Genomic DNA, 20,084 nt, shown 5'->3' with positions numbered 1-20,084 from the left:
CTTGATCCCCTTGCGGGGCGTTGTTTCAGAACAGGTTTTCCTGGTCCGAGAACAGACTCATCACCGACTCTCCCTTGGCGATGCGCTGGATCGTTTCGGCGATCAGCGGCGCCACGGAGAGCTGGCGGATTTTCTTGCAGGCGTGGCCCGCTTCGGACAGGGGGATGGTGTTCGTCACCACCACCTCGTCCAGGGCCGTGCCCTGCTCGATGCGCCCGATCGCCGGACCCGAGAAGATCGGGTGCGTGCAGTAGGCGTAGACCTTCTTGGCGCCTCGTTCCTTCAGCACCTCGGCCGCCTTCACCAGCGTGCCGGCGGTGTCGATCATGTCGTCCATGATCACGCAGTTGCGGCCGTCGATGTCGCCGATCACGTGCATCACTTCGCTCACGTTGGCCCGCGGCCGGCGCTTGTCGATGATCGCCAGGTCCGTGTTCAGCTGCTTGGCCAGGGCCCGGGCCCGGACCACGCCGCCGACGTCGGGCGAGACCACGATCAGGTCGTCATACTTCTTCGAGCGCACATCGCTCAGCAGCACCGGCGACGCGTAGATGTTGTCCACCGGGATGTCGAAGAAGCCCTGGATCTGGTCCGCGTGCAGGTCCATCGTCAACACCCGCGAGACGCCCACCGTCTGCAGCAGGTTGGCCACCACCTTGGCCGAGATCGGCACCCGCGACGAGCGCGGCCGGCGATCCTGGCGGGCGTAGCCGAAATACGGGATCACGGCGCTGATCCGCTCGGCCGACGCGCGCTTGAGCGCATCCACCATGATCAGCAATTCCATCAAATTCTCGTTGGTCGGGGCGCAGGTGGACTGCACCACGAACACGTCACGGGCCCGCACGTTCTGGTTGATCTCGACGGTGACTTCACCATCCGAGAACCGGCCGACGTGCGCGGCGCCCAGGCTGATCCCGAGGTTGCCGGCAATCTCCGCCGCCAGTGCCGGATTGGCGTTGCCGGTGAACACCATGAAGTCGGGCGATTGAGCTGCTTGCATTGGCGTTCCAGGATCTACGTTAATGCCTGTACGTCTGAACGTATTTGGCAGGGGAGGAAGGACTCGAACCCTCGCATGCTGGAATCAAAATCCAGTGCCTTTACCAACTTGGCGACTCCCCTACACGGGTCGAAGGCTTGCGTCCCTTTCAGGACATCGGCCTTCCACCGAAATCGTCGCTGGCTGCCCATCCCGAAAGGGGGTGGACCGCCATATTGCCGCATTGTCGGACCTGCCATCCCGCCGGAGCAGGGAGCAGGGCCTTTTCCTGCGGCAACTGCGCAAACACCGCACTTCCCGAGCCGGTCATCCGGGCCCCGAGCCCCTGGTTGTCCAGCCACTCCAGGGCCTGGGTAACCGCGGGGCAAAGCCTCTGCGCGACCGGCTGCAAGTCGTTGTGGCCGAATCCGAATGGATAAGAGCCTTCGTGGTTTGCAGCAAAGCCTGAAATTATAGCAGGAGCGGTGTCCCTCTTCAGGCCGGCGTCGCGGAAGATGAGCGAAGTGTCCAGGCCCTGCTGCGGTTTCACCACGACGAAGCGGGCGGCCGGAATCTCCAGCGGCCGGATCTGCTCGCCGATCCCCTCCACCCAGGCATTGCGTCCGCGCAGGAAGAACGGCACGTCCGATCCCAGCGCCAGGCCGATCTTCTCCAGCGCAGCCAGCGGCAGCTGCAGCTTCCACAGGCGATTCAGGGCCAGCAGGCAGGAGGCTGCGTCCGAGGAGCCGCCGCCCATGCCGGCCTGCACCGGGATGCGCTTTTCCAGCCGCACGTGGACGCCCAGGGCGCAAGCGCCGGCCAGCTGCAGGGCGCGGGCGGCCCGCACCACCAGGTCGTCCGCCGGCAGGCTGATGGCGCTGTCCTCGCGGCTGATCAGGCCGTCGGGGCGCAGCTCGAAATGGAGCGTGTCGCACCAGTCCACCAGCATGAACACCGACTGCAGCAGGTGGTAGCCGTCGGGCCGCCGGCCGGTGATGTGCAGGAACAGGTTGAGCTTGGCCGGCGCCGGGACGTCGTACAGGGCCTTCATGCCCGCTACTTGTCCAGCGCGACCCGCAGGTCGGCCGCCGGCGGGGGCGCCACGCGGCGCGCCCGCAGCCGCCCCTGCGGCAGTTGCGACAGGTCCGCTTCCCAGCCGGTGACCGGCGTGTTGCTGCCGGCCAGCCAGTCGAACAGGCTGGCCACCGGGATCGCGGTGCCCGTGGCGCCTGCCACCAGCGCGTCGATCGAGTCGAACTGCTTCACCTCGTTGCCCGAACGCAGCGTGGCGGAGCCGGGCGCCCATTGAAGCGCGGCCAGCGTGCCGCCCAGCGGGTTGTAAAGGGTCAGCTCGCCCTGCTCGGCGCGGCCGCGCAGTTCGAAGCCGGCGGAGAAAGATTGCGACGGCTGGTCTTCCACCTGCAGCGCCATCCGGCCATGCCAGACGGAAGCCGAGACTTCTTCCTTCTGCGGGGCGAGTTGCGGCGACGCGCAGCCGGCAAGGAGCAGGGCGGCGCCCGCCAGCAGGCCGAGCGCGGCCCTGCGCAGGAGGCCGCTCATGGCTTGACGTGCAGTCGCTTGAGGGTTTCCTGCAGCGTCTCGTTCTCGCTGTTCAGGAGCAGGCCTTCCTTCCACACCGCCTGGGCCCGGTCGCGCTGGCCGCTGGTCCACAGCACTTCGCCCAGGTGGGCGGCGATCTCGGCGTCGGGACGGGCCTTGTAGGCGGTGTCCAGGATGCGCAGCGCCTCGGAGCGGTTGCCCATCCGGAACTCGACCCAGCCCAGGCTGTCGCTGATGAAGGGATCGCCGGGCGCGAAATCCAGGGCTTTCTGGATCAACTGGCGGGCTTCCGGCAAGCGGATATTGCGGTCGGCCAGCGAATAGCCGAGCGCGTTGTACGCCGGGTGGTAGTCCGGCTTGGCGGCGATCACCTGGCGCAGCAGGCGCTCCATGTCGGCGTTGTTCCCGAGCTTCTCCGCCAGCATCGCCTGTTCGTAGAGCAGCTCGCTGTCGTTCGGTTGCTTGAGCACCGCCTGGGCCAGCAGGTCATATGCGGCGCGGTACTGCTTGTTGTCCCGCAGCAGCCCCACCTCGGCGAGCAGCTTGTTGCGCGCATCGGCCGGGTTGCGCTCGGGGATGGAGCGCAGCAGCTGGCGCGCTTCCGCCATCTTGCCCTGGCGCGCCAGCAGCGAAGCGCGCCGGTTCTGGGCCGCGACCAGGTCCTGCGAGTTCTCGATCCGGTCCAGCCAGGCGCTGGCGCCGGCGTAGTCCTTGCGTTTCTCGGCGATCTGGGACAGCAGCAGGTAAGCCTGCGCCAGCCCCCGGTTGCGTTCATCGCCGGCAGCATGGCTCTGTGCCAGCTCCACGTAGCGCTTGAGCGACGACTCGGCCGCCTCCAGCTGGTTGTCCTGCAGCTGCAGCGTGCCCTGGACCAGCCACGCCTCGGCGAACTCCGGCCGCTCCGCGGTGATCTTCTTGAGCTGCATGGTGGCTTCGGCGTAGCGCTGCGCGTCCAGCAAGGCCCGGGCGTAGCCCATCCTGAGCTCGGTCAGCGGCTTGCCTTCCATGTAGCGGCGCACGATCGGCTCGGCCAGCGGCTGCTTGGGATCCATCATCTCCAGTGCCAGCAGGGCCGGCCCTTCCGCCGCCGGGTTGAGCTCCTGCGCCTTGCGGGCGGCATCCAGCGCGCCCGAGGTGTCGGCTGCGGCCAGGCGCATCCGGCCAATGGAGGTCCAGGCGGCAGGCGCAAGGGCAGGGATCGCCAGGCTGTCGGCCAGCGCCTGTTCGACCACCGACGCCGCCAGCTTCTTGTCGCTGACGCGGGCGAACAGCCGCGGGATGCCGGCGATGACGGCCGGCCGGTCGCCGGGACTGGCCAGCGCGATGTCGTTCTTCAGGATGCTGGCGGTGTCCGCGACCCGGTTCAGCGCCACCAGGATCTGCAATACATAGCGGTTGGCTTCCCGCGATTGCGGCTGGGCCTGCTTCCAGGCCTGGGCGGCCTGCAGCGCCGCATCGCCCGAGCGCGCCTGGAAGGCGATGTCCACCGCCCGCTGGTAAAGTGCCGGGTCGTTGGTCTTGCGCGCGGCATCCAGGATCAGGGAGTAGCCGGCTCCCGGCTCCGCGCCAACGACGTCGATCTCGCCGAGCAGCAGCTGGTAGAACAGCTCCGCGTTCAGGGCAGTCGGCGTGGTGTCGGTGGTCTGCGCGTGGGTCCCCTGGGCCAGGCCCAGCAGGAGCAGCGCCAGGGGCGCAAGGCGATGTAGGCACTTCATCGAACCATAATAATCCAAGCCCCACGCCCCTATGCCTGAACTGCCAGAAGTCGAGGTCACCCGCCTGGGTTTTGCCGACCGCATCGCCGGCGCCCGGATCGAATCGGTGCGAATGGGCAAGCCGCTGCGCTGGCCGCTGGGGCTGGACCCCGCGCAGTTGGCCGGGCGAACGGTCACCGGAGTGCGCCGGCGCGGCAAGTACCTGCTGGTCGACCTGGACCGCGGCCTGCTGCTGCTGCACCTGGGAATGTCGGGGAGCCTGCGCTTCGTGCGCAGCCTGCCGCAGCCGGGCGGGCACGACCATTTCGACCTCGTCACCACGCAGGGTTCGTTGCGCCTGAACGATCCGCGCCGCTTCGGCGCCGTGGTTTACGCGGACAGCGAGTCGTCGCCGGCGGCGAGCAAGCTGCTGGGCGGCCTGGGCGTGGAGCCGCTCGGCCATGAATTCCTGCTGGAGGCCTTCCACGCCGGCCTCAAGCGCCGCAAGGCGCCGGTCAAGCAGGTGCTGCTGGCCGGCGACCTGGTGGTCGGCGTCGGCAACATCTACGCGTCCGAGGCGCTCTTCATGGCCGGGATCCGTCCGACGCTGTCGTCTGCGCGCATCAGCCGCCCGCGGGCCGCGCGTTTGCTGCAGGCCGTGCGCGAGGTGCTGGCCAAGGCGGTGAAGAAGGGCGGAAGCACCTTGCGGGATTTTTCCAACACCGATGGCCAGTCCGGCTACTTCCAGCTGGAAGCGATGGTGTACGACCGCAAGGGCCAGCCGTGCCGCGTCTGCGGCACCCCGATCCGGCAGATCCGTCAGGGCCAGAGAGCAACGTACTTCTGCCCGACCTGTCAGAAAGCATGAGGACGCCCGCAGGGGTGGATGCTATATTGGACGCCACACTGGGGGCTTAGTGGGCACTTCCTTCAACGACCAATTCGACCAGTACGGCATCTGGCGCCGCGAGTTCGCCTTGCGGCTGAAACTGCTGTCGGAATGGCTCAAGGACCACGAGCTGCTCGACGCGGCGGTGGAAGAGCGGCTGCGCCGCCTCGAGACCCAGATGCGCTCGGACAAGGTCATGGTGGCCTTCGTCGCCGAGTTTTCCCGCGGCAAGTCGGAGCTGATCAACGCGATCTTCTTTGCCGGCTACAAGCGCCGCATCATGCCCGCCAGCGCCGGCCGCACCACCATGTGCCCCACCGAGCTGGGCTACGACGGCGGCGTGCCGCCCTGCCTGCGGCTGCTCCCAATCGAGACGCGGCTGCAGCCGCAGCCCCTGATGGAATGGCGGATGGTGCCGGAAAAGTGGATCCGGGTGGACCTGGACGTCAACGATCCGGCGCAGCTGGCGCAGGCGTTCGAGAAGGTCTCGGAAGTGCGCCACGTCACCGTCGACGACGCCAAGGCGCTGGGCTTCTGGCACGACGACTCGCCCGAAGACAATCCGATGCTGGCCTCCAACGGGCTGGTGGAAGTGCCGCGCTGGCGCCACGCGCTGATCAACATCGCGCATCCGCTGCTCAAGCAGGGGCTGGTGATCCTGGACACGCCCGGCCTGAACGCGATCGGCGCCGAGCCGGAACTGACGGTCAACCTGATCCCGCAAGCGCATGCCGTGGTGTTCATCCTGGGGGCGGACACCGGCGTGACCAAGTCCGACCTGGCGATCTGGCGCGAACACCTGATCAGCGACTCCGAGGAGGCGGGTTCGGATTCCCGCCTGGTGGTGCTCAACAAGATCGACACGATGTGGGATTCGCTCAGCACCCAGGCCCAGGTGCAGGCGCAGATCGACCGCCAGCGCGCCACCTCGGCCGAGATCCTGGGCCTGCGGCTGGACCAGGTGATCCCGGTGTCGGCGCAAAAGGGCCTGGTGGCCAAGGTCAACAACGACGCGGCGCTGCTGCAGGCCAGCAACCTGCCGGCGCTGGAGCGGGCGCTGAGCGACGGCGTGCTGGGCCAGCGCCAGAGGATCCTGCGCCACAGCGTCACCACGGGCATCGGCGAGCTGCGGGTGGAGGCGATGCGCGCCATCAACATCCGCCGCCGCGACCTGGCCGAGCAGATGATCGAGCTCAAGGGCCTGCGCGGCAAGAACACCTCCGTGATCCGGCACATGCGCGCGCGCATCGAGCAGGAGCAGGGCGAGTTCGACATCAGCGGCGCCAAGATCCACGCGGTGCGCTCGGTGCACCTCAAGCTGCTGCGCGAAGTGTTCACCCTGCTGGGCACCAGCACGCTGAAGGCCGAGATGGCGGAGCTGACCAAGGCCCTGCGCACGCCGGGCCTCAAGCTGGGCGTCAAGCGCGCCTACACGCTCACCTTCGACCGCCTGCGCGCCGGCCTGCAGCGGGCCCAGTCCACCAGCGGCGACATCCAGTCGATGCTGACCGGAACGTTCCGCCAGCTCAACACCGAATACGGCTTCTCGCTGCAGGCGCCCAAGGAGCCGGACCTGGCGCGCTACGCCCGCGACCTGGAGCTGGTGGAGCGCAGCCACAACCAGTATCTGGGCGTCGCCAACGCGCTGCGGCTGGCGCAGCCTGAGTTCGCGGACCGCCTGGTGCGCGCGCTGGGCACGCGGCTGCGCATGGTCTACGAATCGGCGCTGGCCGAAGTGGAGCTGTGGAACAAGTCGGCCGCCGCCCAGCTCGACGCCCAGCTGCGCGAACGCCGGCGCAACTTCGGCCGCCGGCTGGAAGCGATCGAGCGCATCCAGCAGGCCGCCAGCGGCCTGGACGACCGCATCGCGGAGATCACGGCGCAGGAAGCGGCGCTGGACGAACTGGACGCCAAGCTGGCGGAGCTGACCAGCCATCTGACCGAAGCTCCCGCCGCCAACGCCGCGGCGATGGAGCCGCAGCGCCAGACCGCATGACATCGCAGGCCGGGGAGTTTGCCGGCCGCGTGGTCCGGTGGCAGCAAAGCCATGGCCGCAGCGGATTGCCCTGGCAGGCCACCAGGGACCCGTACCGGGTCTGGCTGTCGGAGATCATGCTGCAGCAGACGCAGGTCTCGGTGGTGCTGGACTACTACGCACGCTTTCTGGACCGCTTTCCGGACGTCGCCGCGCTGGCCGCCGCCGGCGACGACGAGGTGATGTCGCTCTGGAGCGGCCTGGGCTATTACAGCCGCGCGCGCAACCTGCACCGTTGCGCGCAGCAGGTGGTCGCCGAGCATGGGGGGGAATTTCCTTCCACTGCCGCAGTGCTCGCCACCCTGCCCGGCATCGGCCGCTCCACCGCCGCCGCGATCGCTTCCTTCTGCTTCGGCGAGCGCGTCGCCATCCTGGACGGCAACGTCAAGCGGGTGCTCACGCGGGTGCTGGGTTTCGACAAGGACCTGGCCGTGGCCGCCAGCGAGCGGGAACTGTGGGGACACGCCGAGACGCTGCTGCCCGCCCATGGCTGCGAGGAACAGATGCCCGCCTATACCCAGGGCTTGATGGACCTGGGCGCCACCGTCTGCCTGCAGCGCAACCCGCAGTGCCTGTTGTGCCCGGTCAGCGATCCGTGCAGCGCGCGCCGCCAGGGACGGGCGCAGGACTATCCGGTCAAGACCCGCAAGCTCAAGCGCAGCGCGCAGTCGCTGTGGCTGCTGCACGCGCGTTCGCCCGAGGGCGCGGTGTGGCTGGAAAAGCGGCCGGCCAGCGGCATCTGGGCGGGCCTGTATTGCCTGCCGGTGTTCGCCAGCCGCGACGAGCTCGAGGCGGCGCTGCCGGCAGGAGCACGCTCCGCACTCACGGACGATCCTGCCTTCCTGCACGTGCTCACGCACAAGGACTTGTACCTGCATCCGGTCGGCGCGCAGTTGCAGGAGCCGGCCCTGGATCCGAAGTCCGGTGGCTGGTTCGACGCCGCGCAGTGGACTGCGCTCGGCTTGCCGGCGCCGATCCGCAAGCTGCTGTCGGCCTGACCCGGCGCGATGTCGGTACGGCGGCAACCGGCCAGTGCGCTTATTCCGATTGCGCGCTGGCGTCGCTGCCCTCGGCTGCATGCGCCGAGCCGCGCGCGGCCTGCACCGGCTGAGCCGTCGCTTCGGCCGGTTCGCGGCGAGGCGCCGGCGCCGGTGCCGCGCCCATCACCGATGTAGCGGAGCGCGGCCTGGCGAGCGGTTCGGACTGCTGCGCAAGCGTCGTCGGAGCGATTGCGATCGGCGCTTCGGCGGCCGGCGAGGCCGCGATGACGGGCTCTTGCGCTTCCTTGACGATCCGGCGGACCCTGGGTTTCGGGGGCGTGGCGACTGCGACTGCGAACGGCGCCGACAGCGCAGCCTGCGCCTCCTGCTGCCGGAACGCTTCGCCCGCCGCACGCATCTGCTCGTCGGCGCGCTCGGCGCTGCCGGCGTCCGGCGTCGCCTGCGCAATGGGAGCGGCTGGTGCGGAGGCGGCAGCCACCGGAGTTGCGGCTGGCCTGGCGGCGGTCACCGGGGGCGCAGCTGCCGCCAGTTCCGCCTGGGTCGGATGGTGCAGGCCCAGCGACATCGTGCCCGCGGCCCCCAGCAGCAGGCCGGTCACGAAGATCGGCCATTGGCGCAGTGAAACGTCCATCGTCGGCTCCTTGGTGCGGGCGGTGCTCCGGCTTTGGGCGCCAATTTACGAAGCGCCGCGGCGGCCCAGCCTCAGCCAATGCCCGGTGCCGCTGTAGGCCAAGAACGACTCTTGCCGGTGCCGCCGGCCCTAGCCCACGTCCAGCTCGCGATGCCGCTTGAGCGTGATCCAGCTTTCGCCGAAATGGGCGGCGAGCCTTTCCACCAGGTACACCGAGCGGTGCTGGCCGCCGGTGCAGCCGATCGCCACGGTGACGTAGCTGCGGTGGTCGCGCGCCAGCGGGCCCAGCCAGTGGGACAGGAACTGCTCGATCTGCTTGTACATCGTCTCCACGTCCGGCTGCTTCTCCAGGAAGGCGATCACGTCCTGGTCGCGGCCGGTCAGGTCGCGCAGCGCGGCCTCGTAATGCGGATTGGGCAGCATGCGCACGTCGAACACGTAGTCCGCGTCCACCGGGATGCCGCGCTTGAAGGCGAACGATTCGAACACCAGCGTGAGCTGGCTGGCGGGCGCGGACAGCAGCGACTTGACGTGCGCCTGCAGCTGCGAGGGCCGGATGACGCTGGTGTCGATCACGTGCGCCTGCTCGCGCAGGTCCGAGAGCAGTTCGCGCTCCAGCTCGATCGCGTCCACCAGCGCGTGCTGGCGGTCCGTGCCCGGCTCGTCGCCGTCGCTGGCGGCGCGGCTGCTCGATAGCGGATGGCGGCGCCTGGTCTCGGAGAAGCGCCGCACCAGCGTGTCCGTGGTGGCGTCCAGGAACAGCGGCCGCACGATCACGCCCTGGCTGCGCAGTTCCTTGAGCTGCGCGGGCACCAGCGGCAGCGACGTGGCGCTGCGCACGTCCATCGCGATCGCAACCCGCTGCGCGTTGTTCTGCAATTCGAGCGCGACGAAGGACAGCAGCAGCTCCGGCGGCAGGTTGTCGACGCAGTAATAGCCGGCGTCCTCCAGCGCGCGCAGGGCCACCGATTTGCCGGAGCCCGACATGCCGGTGATGAGGACGGCCTCCAGCGTCATGGCCGGGAATTCGCGCTGGCTTCGCCCAGCATTTCCTTTGCGTGGGCCAGGGTGGTGCCGGACAGCCGCTCGCCGCCGAGCATCCGCGCAACCTCGGCCACCCGCTGCTCGCCGTGGACGGCGGCCACCGAACTGACCACGGTGGCACCGGCGCTTTGCTTGGCCACGACCAGATGATGGTCGGCGCAGGCTGCCACCTGCGGCAGGTGGGTGACGGCAAGCACCTGCCGGTCCCGGCCCAGCTGCTTCATCAGGCGGCCCACCGTCTCCGCCACCGCGCCGCCGACGCCTGCATCCACTTCGTCGAAGATCAGGGTCTGCGCCGTGCCCAGCTGGCTGGTGGTCACCGCGATGGCCAGCGCGATGCGAGACAGCTCGCCGCCGGACGCGACCTTGCCGACCGGGCGCGGCGTCGAACCCGCATGGCCGGCCACCAGGAAGGAAACCTCTTCCAGTCCGCTGGCGGTGGGATGCTGCGCCTTCTCCAGCGCCACCTCGAAGCGCCCACCCTGCATGCCCAGGCCCTGCATCGCCAGCGTGATCGCCTTGGCCAGCTGCGGCGCGGCCTTGGCGCGCGCCTTGGACAGGCCACGCGCCTCGGCCATGTAGGCATCGGCCGCCTTCTTCTCCGCGGCCTCGATCGCGGCCAGGTCGGCAGCGGCATCGAGGCGTGCCAGTTCTTCCTTCCAGCCCGCCAGCAGGCCGGGCAGTTCGGCCGGCGTGCGCTTGTAGCGGCGCGCCAGCGACATCCACAGCGCCATCCGTTCGTCCAGCTCCGCCAGCCGCGCCGGATCCAGGTCGGTCTTGCGCAGGTAGGCGCCCAGCGAATGCGCCGCGTCTTCCGCCTGCGCCAGGCTGGACGCCAGCACGGCGGCCAGCGCGGCGAATTCGGGCTCCACGTGCTCGTGCGCCTGCAGTGCCCAGTGCGCCTGCGACAGCCGCGAGGCGGCTGCGCCTTCCTCGCCGGCCAGCGCGTCCAGCGCCAGCTGCGCCGCCTGCAGCAGGCCCTGCGCGTTGGCCAGCCGGGTGTGGTCGGTGTTGAGTTCGTCCCACTCGTTGTCGCCGGGCGCAAGCTTCTCCACCTCGCCGATCTGCCAGGCCAGCCGCTCGCGCTCGCGCTGCAGCGAATCCTGCGCCGAGCGGGCGTCCTGCAGGTCCTTCTGCGCCGCGCGCCAGGCCTGCCAGAACTGCTGCAGGCGCTGGGTGCCGACACCCGAATAGGCGTCCAGCAGGTCGCGCACCGCGTCGGGCCGGGTCAGGCTCTGCCAGGCGTGCTGGCCGTGGATGTCCACCAGCTGCTCGCCGAGCTCGCGCAGCTGCGTGGCGGTGGCCGGACCGCCGTTGATCCAGGCGCGGCTCTTGCCCTGGCAGTCGATGCTGCGGCGCAGCAGCAATTCCTGCGATTCGAAGCCGGCTTCTTCCAGCCAGGGGACCAGCGAGGAGGGCAGGTCGAATTCGGCGCTGATGTCGGCCCGGGCCGCGCCTTCGCGCACCACGCCGGCGTCCGCGCGCGCACCCAGCGCCAGCTGCAGGGCGTCCACCAGGATCGACTTGCCGGCGCCGGTTTCTCCGGTCAGCACGCTGAAGCCGGACGACAGCTCCAGCTCCAGCTCGCGCACGATGACGAAGTCGCGCAGGGCGATGCGTTTGAGGCCCATGGGCTAGCCGCCTTCGTTCCAGTGAAGCTTGCCGCGCAGGGTGTCGAAGTAGCTCCAGCCCCTGGGATGCAGGAAGCGCACCCGGTGCTCGGAGCGCCGCACCATGATGCGGTCCCCGTGCAGCAGCGAGGCCAACGACTGCATGTCGAAATTGGCGCTGGCGTCGCGGCCGGAGACCACCTCGATGGCGATCTGCGCCGAGTCCGACAGCACGATCGGGCGGTTGGACAGCGTGTGCGGCGCGATCGGCACCAGCACGAAGCCGTGGATCGAAGGATGCAGCAGCGGACCGCCGGCCGACAGCGAATAGGCGGTGGAGCCGGTGGGCGAGGCGACGATCAGGCCGTCGGCGCGCTGGTTGGAGACGAAGTGCCCGTCCACCTCGACGCGCAGCTCCACCATGCCCGAGGTCGCGCCGCGGTTGACGACCACGTCGTTCATCGCCAGCGCGTCGAACACGCATTCGCCGTCGCGCATGACCTGTGCCTGGATCAGGCTGCGCTGGTCTTCCTCGTATTCTCCGCGTAGCATCGGGGTGAGCGTGGCGCGGTAATTTTCAAGGGGAATGTCGGTGATGAAGCCCAGGCGGCCCTGGTTGATGCCGATCAGCGGCACGTCGAATTTCGCCAGCTGCCTGCCGATGCCCAGCATCGTGCCGTCGCCGCCGACCACCAGGCCCAGGTCGCACTGCTTGCCGATGCCCGCCACGTCCAGCGTCCGGTATCCGCTGATGGCGTTGTTGGCGGCGGTTGCTTCCTCCAGCACCACCTCGCAGCCGCTGGACGCGAGAAATTGAGCGATGTCTTCCAGCGCGGCGCGCGCGGCGCCGGCCATCGTTCCCGATACCGCGGTGGGGTACTTGCCGATCAGAGCGACCTGGCGGAATTGGGATTTCATTGGCAAATTACATCATTAAAATCCCAGAAAGCCCTTAAATCATGCTCGATGATCGTGCCAAGCTGTTGTTGAAAGCGCTGGTCGAGCGATACATCGCCGACGGCACGCCCGTGGGTTCGCGAACCCTCTCGCGCGCGTCCGGGCTGGACCTGTCGCCGGCCACCATCCGCAACGTGATGTCGGACCTGGAGGAGATGGGCCTGATCGCCAGCCCCCACACCTCCGCCGGCCGCGTGCCGACGGCGCGCGGCTACCGCCTGTTCGTGGACACCATGCTCACCGCGGAGCGCGGCGAGCTGGCCACGCCCAGCCTGGCGGCCGACCAGCCGCAGAAGGTGATCAACAACGCCGCGCAGCTGCTGTCGAACCTGTCGCAGTTCGTCGGCGTGGTGATGGCGCCGCGCCGCACCTCGGTGTTCCGCCACATCGAGTTCCTGCGGCTGTCGGAGAAGCGTTTCCTGGTGATCATCGTGTCGCCGGAGGGCGACGTGCAGAACCGCGTGGTGTTCACCGCCACCGATTACACCCAGAGCCAGCTGATCGAGGCGTCCAACTTCCTGAACGCGAACTACGCCGGCATGGAGATCGAGCAGGTGCGCGAGCGCCTGAAGACCGAGGTGGAAAGCCTGCGCAGCGAGATCGGCCAGTTGATGCAGACGGCGGTGCAGGCGAGCTCCGAGGCGCTCAGCGAGCAGGACGAGGTGGTGATCTCGGGCGAGCGCAACCTGCTGTCGGTCAGCGATTTTTCCGGCGACATGAGCCACCTGCGGCGCGCCTTCGACCTGTTCGAGCAGAAGACGCAGCTGATGCGGCTGCTGGAGGTGTCCAGCCAGGCGGCCGGCGTGCGCATCTACATCGGCGGCGAAAGCCAGGTCGTGCCGTTCGAGGAGCTGTCGATCGTCAGTTCGCCCTACCAGGTGGACGGCCAGGTGGTGGGCACGCTGGGCGTGATCGGCCCCACGCGCATGCCGTACGACCGCATGATCCAGATCGTGGACATCACCGCGCGCCTGGTGAGCAACGCCCTGAGCCACCAGAAGTAGCACTCATACAATCGCCGTTGGCGGGACGTTAGCTCAGCTGGTTAGAGCAGAGGACTCATAATCCTTTGGTCGTTGGTTCAAGTCCAACACGTCCTACCAACACCTGCTTGTCGGACCAGGAGCGGCGGACGGATCCGCAGCTTGCGAGTGCCGCTGCCAAGCGCCCGTCTTCCCCGCCTCGCGGCCGTCCGCACAACCCCAATATATTCTGCCCCGGCAAGGCCATGGGGTCCGTCCAGAGGTTTTCACTTCGACCGGCTGCCTTTCCGGCCGGACGATATCAGTGTTCGCTAATGCATCGTCCAACCCAGAGGAGATTTCCATGACCAATTCCAGCACCACATCTTCCTTGAGGCGTTCCTTCGAGAAGCAGCAGCAGGGCTGGGCCTAGGTGCGCCCCTGATCGCTTGCCGGCGATTGGGGTGCTCGGTCCCCATCCGGCGCGGGGACTCGCTAAGATCCGTCGACTTGCCATTCCTTGCGCGGCGCGCGGGCCCATCTCGAAAGCAAACCATGACGTTTTCAGCAAGATCGCGGGTCCATCGCGCAGTGCGGACGGCCGGCCTGGCCTGTGCGGTCCTGGTGCCGCTGGCCGCGTCGGCGGAACTGACCAACGAGGCGCTGATCGGTCCGGGCTTGCGGTCGCGGCCCGCCTACGACGGCTCCGGGTCGCAGCGCACCGAACTGGTCCCGGTGGTGCGCTACTTCGGCCAGCCGCTGTTCGTGCGCTCGACCCAGGGCGTGCTGGAAGCGGGTGCGCGGATCGCGCTGACCTCGGGCCTGTATGCCGGGGCACAGCTGGCCTACGAGCCGGGCCGCCAGGCCGGCGAGTCGGGATTCCTCCAGAACCACAACGTCGCCGACATCAGCCGCGGCGGCTCGATCGGCCTGCAGATGGAGTGGGACGACAAGGTCGGGCCGGCGCCGTTCACGCTGCTGGGGCGCGTGCGAAAGAACCTCAAGTCGGAGCTGGGCACGCAACTGGACCTGCGCCTGAGCGTCGGGGTGTTCCACGGCGGCCGCTTCTCCGCCGGCGTGTTCGGCCAGGCAGTGTGGGCCGACGCCAAGGCGACCGATGCCTACTATGGCGTGACGGCGCAGCAGTCTTCCAGCACCGGCCTGCCCGGGTTCGCGCCGGGCAGCGGCTTGCTCAATACGAGTGCAGGCCTCTTGTGGTCCGTGGACCTGGCGCCGAAGTGGGTGGTGGTGGGCAGCATCGAGCACCGGCGCCTGAACGGCGATGCCGTGCACAGCCCGCTGGCGCAGCGCCGCTCCAACAACTACGTCAGCGCGGGCCTGGCGTACCGGCTTTGATTCGCGCAGGGACGGCCTGCAGAACCTGGCCGGAGAACTGCTATAATTTCGGGCTTACGCGGCTGTAGCTCAGTTGGATAGAGTACTTGGCTACGAACCAAGGGGTCGTGGGTTCAATTCCTGCCAGCCGCACCAGAATTTCGGTTCTAGAAGATCAGCTTAGAGGCGCAAGCCCCTAGGCTGTTTTTCTTTGGGCGCGGCCTTGCGCAGGCGGGCCCCATAATCCACCGCGAATGGGATGGCTGCAAGACAAGCTCGCGGGACTGCGCAAGCCCGCACACGCGGCGCCGGCGCCGCCGGCGGCTGCGCGCATCGACTGGCGCGCGCGCGGCAACGCCGCGCTGGCCGCGGGCCAGATCGACGAGGCGGCGCGGTGCTACCAGCAGGCCGTGGACGCCGAGCCGGGCGATCCGCTGGCACGCCTGAACCACGGCTTCGCGCTGATGGAGCAAGCCAGGTTCGGCGAGGCGGCCACGCGGATGCGCGAGGCGCTGGCCCTGGAGCGGCGGGGCGACGGCTTTGCCCATGATGCCCAGTACCTGCTGGGCCGCGCGCTGCTGGAGCTGGGCCAGCCCGAGCAGGCCGTGGCCGCATTCGAAGCCGCGGCGGGCCGCAAGCCCGGATTCCTCGAGCCGCTGGCGGACGCGATCCTGACGCTGCACCGGCTGGGTCGCCATGACGAAGCGGCGCAGTGGGCACGGCAGCGGTCGGCTCAGGTGGACGACCAGCTCGCGCAGCTCGATGCAGTGCTGCGGGCCAACCCGGCTTCGGCCGATGCGGCCATGCGCCGGGTCAGCCTGTTGATCGAAGGCCTGCGGCTGCCGGAGGCGGTGGTTGCGGGCCGTGAAGCGTTGCGCCATTGTCCCGACGACCCCGAGCTGCACTGGGCGCTTTCGATGGCGTGCCTGCTGCTGGGCGACTTCGCCGCCGGCTGGTCGGAACACGAGTGGCGCCTGCGCCACCCGGTGTACTCGCGCAAGGTGGTGCAGCTGCCGCAGCCACGCTGGCAGGGCGAAACGCTGCAAGGCCGAACCATCTTCCTGCATGCCGAGCAAGGTTTCGGCGACAGCCTGCAGTTCATCCGCTTCCTGCCCGATGTCGCGGGGCGGGCCGGCACGGTTTTGCTGCACCTGCCGCCGCAACTGATCCCGCTGGTGGCGGACAGCCTTGCGCCCAACTGCACGCTGGTGGACGAAGACGCGCCGCTCCCCGCCATGGACTTCCAGCTTCCCCTCATGAGCCTGCCGCTGGTGCTGGGCACCACGCCGGCGACCGTTCCCGCCGCCGTGCCTTATGTCCACGCCGACCCGGGCGCCGTCGCCCGCTGGCGCGAACGGCTCGGCCCGGGCGGCCTGCGCGTGGGCATCACCTGGTCGGGCAACGCCGCGCACGTGAACGACCGCAACCGGTCCATCGCACTGGAAGCGTTCCGCGACATCGCTGTCGACGGCTGCCGCTTCTACGCCTTGCAGCCCGAGGTGCGCGCCAGCGATCGCGCCGCGTTCAGCCGGTGGCCGGGATTGGTGGACCTGGGGCCGGAGCTGCGCGACTTCGCGGACACGGCCGCGGTGATGGAGGCGCTCGACCTGATCGTCACCGTCGACACCAGCGTCGCGCATCTGGCCGGCGCGCTCGGCCGGCCGGTGTGGATCCTGCTGCCCCACCTGCCGGACTGGCGCTGGATGCTGCAGCGAAGCGATTCGCCGTGGTACCCGACGGCGCGGCTCTTTCGCCAGGAAAGGGCGGGGGATTGGAGCACGGCGCTCGCCCGCGTGCGGGCGGACCTCGGTGCGATGGCGAGGGCGGCGACTCAGTCTTAGGTATTCACGGCGCCGGCTTCGAGCACATCGGACGGCGCGGACGAACAAGGGCTCTTGGGTTCGAATCCTGCCAGCCCCATCCTCACCGAAAGGGGCCTGCGCCCACCAGCGCCGGCCCTTGTTTTCTTGTGCATCGAATCGCGGCGCCGGCCGGGTCCCCGGTCGATTCCCCCTTCTGAAAACGGTAGGCATGGTCCTACGACTGAATGCGGGCGAGGCTGTCGAACCCAACTCGTTACCAAACCTACATTGGTGACCAGTTTGATACATACACCCTGACACACACCATGGCCCACCTCGCCGCTTCAGACGCCTTCGCCAACAGCGAAAGCCAGCGTGCCGGCGGCTCAGCGGCGAATGCGGGGAATGTGTCCAAAGGTCAGAGGACCGCCGCGGCCGGGCACGTCACGCGTGTCCCCGTAACGATTTACCCGGCGCAAGAGCCGACGGAGGAACTTGTGCGCAAACCCATCATCGCCGTCGTCAGCGGCACCCGCCCCGAGATCATCAAGCTGGCCCCGGTCTATCACGAGCTGGTTGCGCAGGGCTGGGCCGACACGCGCTGGATCCACACCGGGCAGCATGCCGACATGGCGGAGCAGATCCTGCGCTGCTTCGACGTCGAACCCGACATCCGCCTCAAGCGGGAAGGCTCGTCGCTGCAGCAGTTCAGCGCCGACTGCCGCTCGCAGCTCGATGCCGTGATGGCGGCGCAGCCCTTCGACATGTGCATCGTGCAGGGCGACACGGAAAGCGCCTTCCTCGGCGCGCTGGCAGCCTTCTACAAGCAGGTTCCCATCGCCCACGTGGAAGCGGGGCTGCGCACCTACAACCTGTCGCGGCCGTTTCCGGAAGAAGGCCTGCGCCAGATGATCAGCCGGCTGGCCCGCTTTCACTTCGCGCCCACGCGCCGCGCGTGCGACGCGCTGCTCAGCGAAGGCATCGCCCAGGACAAGGTCCAGCTCACCGGCAACACGGTGGTCGACGCCCAGCACTGGGCCGTCAACCACCGCGGCATCAAGCGCGACGCGCAGGGCCGCGGCCACATCCTGGTCACGGTGCACCGGCGCGAACACTGGGGCTCCGACATGGAGGAAATCTTCCACGCGGTCGCGGACATCGCGCGCGAGCACCCGACGGCGGAAATCGTGTTCCCGGTCCACCTCAACCCGGTGGTCCAGACCGCCGCGCAGGCCATCCTGTCGGGCATCACCAACGTGAAGCTGGTCGCGCCGATGAATTACCTCGAGATGCAGCAGGCCCTCGTGAACGCCTCGCTGGTGCTGACGGATTCCGGCGGGCTGCAGGAAGAGGCGCCGACCTTCGGGGTTCCGGTGCTGGTGCTGCGCGAGGAGACCGAGCGCCCCGAAGCAGTGGAAGCCGGATGCGCGCTGGTGGTGGGCCCCGGCCGCGCCGCGATCGTTCGCGAGGTCCGCAGGTTGATGCATGACGAGCTGGCCTACCGGCGCATGCAGCAGCCCGCGAACCCCTATGGCGACGGCCAGGCCTCGCGCCGGATCGTCGAAACGCTTGCGGCACACCTGCTCGGGACCGTTCCCGAGGCGGCGGTCGCGTGACCATGTCTACGTCGTTCAGGGAGATCCAAATCATGAAGAGCGCTACCGAATCCATCCGGGCTGGTCATCTCCGACCGGCGTTGTCAGCAGGCCTGGCCTGCGTCCTGCTGGTCGCTTCGGCTTGCGCACAGGCCGGCAAGGTGACGCCGCCGCCGTTGCCTCCAGGCTCCGCGCTGGTCAAGGTGCAACCGGGCATGGACAAGCAGGAGCAGATGCGGGAAGACCGCGCCCACCACAACAAGAACGTCAAGAAGGACCCGACCAAGGACGACTCGGTGTCGGGCAACAACGGCAACGGCAACGGCAAGGGGAACAAGTGATGAAAAACCTGCTCCGCTCCCTCGCGTTCGCCATCGCGGCGCTGCTGGCCTTCGGCTTCGCGCCGGCCCAGGCGCAGACCGTCCAGCCCAAGACGCTGGTCCTGTATGACGCTCCCGCCGGCACCCAGTTCGAGAAGCTCGGCATGGGTTACGCCATCATGCTCAGGAACCTGCTGGGTCACTTCGACGCCCAGGTGGACCTGGTGCCGGTGCAGAACTACACGGCAGGCAAGCTCAACGCGTACGACGCCACCTTCTACCTCGGCGCGTATTACGGCAACTCGCTGCCCACGGCCTTCCTGTCCGACGCCGCAGCGACGCAGAAGACGATGGTCTGGTTCAAGTACAACATCTGGAACCTGGCCTGGGACTCTTCCTACAACTTCCAGGCGACCCGCGGCTTCGGCTTCTCCGGCCTGCGCGGCATGAACGCGGTGCCCGACTCGGGCAACCCGACGCCCGGCTTCTTCGACACGGTGGGCTACAAGAACAAGTCCTTCGTCAAGTATTACCAGTACGACAGCGCCTCCAACACCATCAACGCCGACCCCGACATCGGCGTCACGGCGATCACCGACACGAGCAAGGCCAGCGCCGTCGTCAACGTGACCAATCCCAAGACCGGCGAAGTGGCGCCCTACGTGGTGCGCTCGGGCAAGTTCTGGTACTTCGCCGACATGCCCTTCAGCTACATCGGCCCGCGCGACCGCTACCTGGTGCTGGCCGACCTGCTGCACGACATCCTGGGCATCAACCATCCCGAGAGCCACCAGGCGCTGGTGCGGCTGGAAGACGTGGGCGCCCTGGTGTCCGTGCAGTCGATGAAGACGCTGTCCGATTACCTGTACGGCAAGAACATTCCGTTCTCCGTCGCCACCATCCCCTACTACGCCGATCCGCTGGGCGCCTACAACAACGGCACGCCGATGTACGTCCCGCTGGCGCAGGCCACCAACCTGAAGAAGTCGCTGGACTACGCCAAGGCCAGGGGCGCCGAAATCGTGATGCACGGCTACACCCACCAGTACGGTTCGATGAAGAACCCGCACACCGGCGTCAGCGGCGACGACTACGAGTTCTGGAACATCGTGGCCAACACGCCGGTGGCCGAGGATTCGACCAGCTGGGTGCTGGGCCGGCTCAACTCGGGGGTCAAGGACCTGGTCAACAACGGCTACTCGCCGGTGGCCTGGGAAGCACCGCACTACCAGGGGTCGGCGATCAGCTCCAGGGCGGCAGCGTCGGTGTTCAGCACCACCTACCAGCGCGTCGTGTACTACACGGCCGACCAGCCCAACTTCAACGCATCGGTCAGCAAGGACTTCGCGGTCGGCCAGATCTATCCCTACGTGATCAAGAAGGATTACTACGGCCAGCGCGTGATCCCCGAGAGCCTGGGCAACATCGAATACGACATCCACACGATCGACCCGACCTCCAACTACAACTACACGTGGCAGGACATCGTCACCAATGCGCAGTACGGCCTGGCGGTGCGCGACGGCTACGCGTCGTTCTTCTTCCATCCGTTCTGGCTGGAGCCGGACGTGGGCACGCCGGGCTTCGCGGACTTCCAGAGCCTGATCAACGGAATCACGGCGCTGGGCTACACCTGGATCGCGCCGAGCAAAGCGCAGTAATGAGTC

At 68.2% G+C, this 20,084-nt stretch carries 17 protein-coding genes and 3 tRNA genes; 11 read left to right on the top strand and 9 right to left on the bottom strand.

Annotated elements, in window-relative coordinates:
• Positions 1 to 25: 25 nt before the first annotated feature.
• From ACFPOE_RS00410 to ACFPOE_RS00390, 5 genes are all read right to left on the bottom strand, one after another.
• Positions 26 to 1,003 (bottom strand): ribose-phosphate pyrophosphokinase, encoded by a 978-nt coding sequence (locus ACFPOE_RS00410; protein WP_376848014.1) that lies wholly within the window; start codon positions 1,001 to 1,003, stop codon positions 26 to 28.
• Positions 1,004 to 1,048: 45 nt separating this feature from the next.
• Positions 1,049 to 1,125, bottom strand: a tRNA-Gln gene (locus ACFPOE_RS00405).
• 26 nt (positions 1,126 to 1,151) lie between these two features.
• Positions 1,152 to 2,033 (bottom strand): 4-(cytidine 5'-diphospho)-2-C-methyl-D-erythritol kinase, encoded by an 882-nt coding sequence (ispE, locus tag ACFPOE_RS00400; protein ID WP_376848013.1) that lies wholly within the window; start codon positions 2,031 to 2,033, stop codon positions 1,152 to 1,154.
• Between the two features lie 5 nt (positions 2,034 to 2,038).
• Positions 2,039 to 2,542 (bottom strand): lipoprotein insertase outer membrane protein LolB, encoded by a 504-nt coding sequence (locus tag ACFPOE_RS00395; RefSeq protein WP_376848012.1) that lies wholly within the window; start codon positions 2,540 to 2,542, stop codon positions 2,039 to 2,041.
• Positions 2,539 to 4,257: a tetratricopeptide repeat protein gene (locus ACFPOE_RS00390; protein ID WP_376848011.1), complete on the bottom strand. Its 1,719-nt coding sequence runs from the start codon at positions 4,255 to 4,257 to the stop codon at positions 2,539 to 2,541. The genes ACFPOE_RS00395 and ACFPOE_RS00390 overlap by 4 nt, the downstream gene beginning before the upstream one ends.
• 31 nt (positions 4,258 to 4,288) lie before the next feature.
• On the opposite strand from ACFPOE_RS00390, the gene mutM reads away from it, so the two are divergent.
• The 3 genes from mutM to mutY are packed head-to-tail and all read left to right on the top strand — an operon-like array spanning position 4,289 to position 8,158.
• The gene (mutM, locus tag ACFPOE_RS00385; RefSeq protein ID WP_376848010.1) at positions 4,289 to 5,104 is read left to right on the top strand and encodes a bifunctional DNA-formamidopyrimidine glycosylase/DNA-(apurinic or apyrimidinic site) lyase; all 816 of its coding nucleotides are present in this window, start codon (positions 4,289 to 4,291) and stop codon (positions 5,102 to 5,104) included.
• A 49-nt stretch (positions 5,105 to 5,153) separates the two neighbouring features.
• Positions 5,154 to 7,121, top strand: coding sequence for a dynamin family protein (locus ACFPOE_RS00380; protein WP_376848009.1), 1,968 nt, complete (start codon positions 5,154 to 5,156; stop codon positions 7,119 to 7,121).
• The gene (mutY, locus tag ACFPOE_RS00375) at positions 7,118 to 8,158 is read left to right on the top strand and encodes an A/G-specific adenine glycosylase (protein WP_376848008.1); all 1,041 of its coding nucleotides are present in this window, start codon (positions 7,118 to 7,120) and stop codon (positions 8,156 to 8,158) included. The genes ACFPOE_RS00380 and mutY overlap by 4 nt, the downstream gene beginning before the upstream one ends.
• Positions 8,159 to 8,198: 40 nt before the next feature.
• Here mutY and ACFPOE_RS00370 read toward each other — a convergent pair whose 3' ends face one another.
• The 4 genes from ACFPOE_RS00370 to ACFPOE_RS00355 form a co-directional block, all read right to left on the bottom strand.
• Positions 8,199 to 8,792, bottom strand: a complete 594-nt coding sequence (locus ACFPOE_RS00370; RefSeq protein ID WP_376848007.1) for a hypothetical protein — start codon at positions 8,790 to 8,792, stop codon at positions 8,199 to 8,201.
• Between the two features lie 129 nt (positions 8,793 to 8,921).
• Positions 8,922 to 9,809, bottom strand: coding sequence for an RNase adapter RapZ (gene rapZ / locus ACFPOE_RS00365; RefSeq protein ID WP_376848006.1), 888 nt, complete (start codon positions 9,807 to 9,809; stop codon positions 8,922 to 8,924).
• Positions 9,806 to 11,467 carry a DNA repair protein RecN gene (gene recN, locus ACFPOE_RS00360; protein WP_376848005.1) on the bottom strand — a complete coding sequence of 554 codons (1,662 nt, stop codon included), beginning with the start codon at positions 11,465 to 11,467 and terminating at the stop codon, positions 9,806 to 9,808. The genes rapZ and recN overlap by 4 nt, the downstream gene beginning before the upstream one ends.
• A gap of 3 nt (positions 11,468 to 11,470) precedes the next feature.
• A complete protein-coding gene (locus ACFPOE_RS00355) occupies positions 11,471 to 12,364 on the bottom strand; it encodes an NAD kinase (protein WP_376848004.1) in 894 nt (297 codons plus the stop codon).
• Positions 12,365 to 12,405: 41 nt separating this feature from the next.
• Here ACFPOE_RS00355 and hrcA point away from each other — a divergent pair, with 41 nt between their 5' ends.
• The 8 genes from hrcA (at position 12,406) to ACFPOE_RS00315 (ending at position 20,078) form a co-directional block, all read left to right on the top strand.
• Complete coding sequence (gene hrcA / locus ACFPOE_RS00350; protein WP_376848003.1) at positions 12,406 to 13,407, top strand: heat-inducible transcriptional repressor HrcA; 1,002 nt, start codon at positions 12,406 to 12,408, stop codon at positions 13,405 to 13,407.
• A 22-nt stretch (positions 13,408 to 13,429) separates the two neighbouring features.
• Positions 13,430 to 13,506 (top strand) — tRNA-Ile (locus ACFPOE_RS00345).
• A 414-nt stretch (positions 13,507 to 13,920) separates the two neighbouring features.
• Positions 13,921 to 14,721, top strand: a complete 801-nt coding sequence (locus ACFPOE_RS00340; RefSeq protein WP_376848002.1) for a MipA/OmpV family protein — start codon at positions 13,921 to 13,923, stop codon at positions 14,719 to 14,721.
• Positions 14,722 to 14,779: 58 nt separating this feature from the next.
• Positions 14,780 to 14,856 (top strand) — tRNA-Arg (locus ACFPOE_RS00335).
• Between the two features lie 98 nt (positions 14,857 to 14,954).
• Entirely contained in the window at positions 14,955 to 16,541 is a 1,587-nt protein-coding gene (locus tag ACFPOE_RS00330; protein ID WP_376848001.1) for a tetratricopeptide repeat protein, read from the top strand.
• Between the two features lie 458 nt (positions 16,542 to 16,999).
• A complete protein-coding gene (gene wecB, locus ACFPOE_RS00325; RefSeq protein WP_376848000.1) occupies positions 17,000 to 18,118 on the top strand; it encodes a non-hydrolyzing UDP-N-acetylglucosamine 2-epimerase in 1,119 nt (372 codons plus the stop codon).
• A gap of 32 nt (positions 18,119 to 18,150) precedes the next feature.
• Positions 18,151 to 18,438, top strand: a complete 288-nt coding sequence (locus ACFPOE_RS00320) for a hypothetical protein (RefSeq protein ID WP_376847999.1) — start codon at positions 18,151 to 18,153, stop codon at positions 18,436 to 18,438.
• Positions 18,438 to 20,078, top strand: coding sequence for a DUF2334 domain-containing protein (locus ACFPOE_RS00315; protein WP_376847998.1), 1,641 nt, complete (start codon positions 18,438 to 18,440; stop codon positions 20,076 to 20,078). The genes ACFPOE_RS00320 and ACFPOE_RS00315 overlap by 1 nt, the downstream gene beginning before the upstream one ends.
• Positions 20,079 to 20,084: the final 6 nt, after the last annotated feature.

The organism is Caenimonas terrae, assembly GCF_042655405.1.
Lineage (GTDB): Bacteria > Pseudomonadota > Gammaproteobacteria > Burkholderiales > Burkholderiaceae_C > Ramlibacter > Ramlibacter terrae_A.
The sequence above is the reverse complement of the archived record's forward strand: the minus strand, read 5'-3'. Positions and strand labels throughout refer to the sequence as shown.

Excerpts from the sequence above, each read along its gene's own strand:
- ACFPOE_RS00410 (WP_376848014.1), bottom strand. The coding sequence starts at position 1,003 with ATGCAAGCAGCTCAATCGCCCGACTTCATGGTGTTCACCGGCAACGCC.
- ispE (WP_376848013.1), bottom strand. The coding sequence starts at position 2,033 with ATGAAGGCCCTGTACGACGTCCCGGCGCCGGCCAAGCTCAACCTGTTC.
- ACFPOE_RS00395 (WP_376848012.1), bottom strand. The coding sequence starts at position 2,542 with ATGAGCGGCCTCCTGCGCAGGGCCGCGCTCGGCCTGCTGGCGGGCGCC.
- ACFPOE_RS00390 (WP_376848011.1), bottom strand. The coding sequence starts at position 4,257 with ATGAAGTGCCTACATCGCCTTGCGCCCCTGGCGCTGCTCCTGCTGGGC.
- mutM (WP_376848010.1), top strand. The coding sequence starts at position 4,289 with ATGCCTGAACTGCCAGAAGTCGAGGTCACCCGCCTGGGTTTTGCCGAC.
- mutY (WP_376848008.1), top strand. The coding sequence starts at position 7,118 with ATGACATCGCAGGCCGGGGAGTTTGCCGGCCGCGTGGTCCGGTGGCAG.
- ACFPOE_RS00370 (WP_376848007.1), bottom strand. The coding sequence starts at position 8,792 with ATGGACGTTTCACTGCGCCAATGGCCGATCTTCGTGACCGGCCTGCTG.
- rapZ (WP_376848006.1), bottom strand. The coding sequence starts at position 9,809 with ATGACGCTGGAGGCCGTCCTCATCACCGGCATGTCGGGCTCCGGCAAA.
- recN (WP_376848005.1), bottom strand. The coding sequence starts at position 11,467 with ATGGGCCTCAAACGCATCGCCCTGCGCGACTTCGTCATCGTGCGCGAG.
- ACFPOE_RS00355 (WP_376848004.1), bottom strand. The coding sequence starts at position 12,364 with ATGAAATCCCAATTCCGCCAGGTCGCTCTGATCGGCAAGTACCCCACC.
- hrcA (WP_376848003.1), top strand. The coding sequence starts at position 12,406 with ATGCTCGATGATCGTGCCAAGCTGTTGTTGAAAGCGCTGGTCGAGCGA.
- ACFPOE_RS00340 (WP_376848002.1), top strand. The coding sequence starts at position 13,921 with ATGACGTTTTCAGCAAGATCGCGGGTCCATCGCGCAGTGCGGACGGCC.
- ACFPOE_RS00330 (WP_376848001.1), top strand. The coding sequence starts at position 14,955 with ATGGGATGGCTGCAAGACAAGCTCGCGGGACTGCGCAAGCCCGCACAC.
- ACFPOE_RS00320 (WP_376847999.1), top strand. The coding sequence starts at position 18,151 with ATGAAGAGCGCTACCGAATCCATCCGGGCTGGTCATCTCCGACCGGCG.
- ACFPOE_RS00315 (WP_376847998.1), top strand. The coding sequence starts at position 18,438 with ATGAAAAACCTGCTCCGCTCCCTCGCGTTCGCCATCGCGGCGCTGCTG.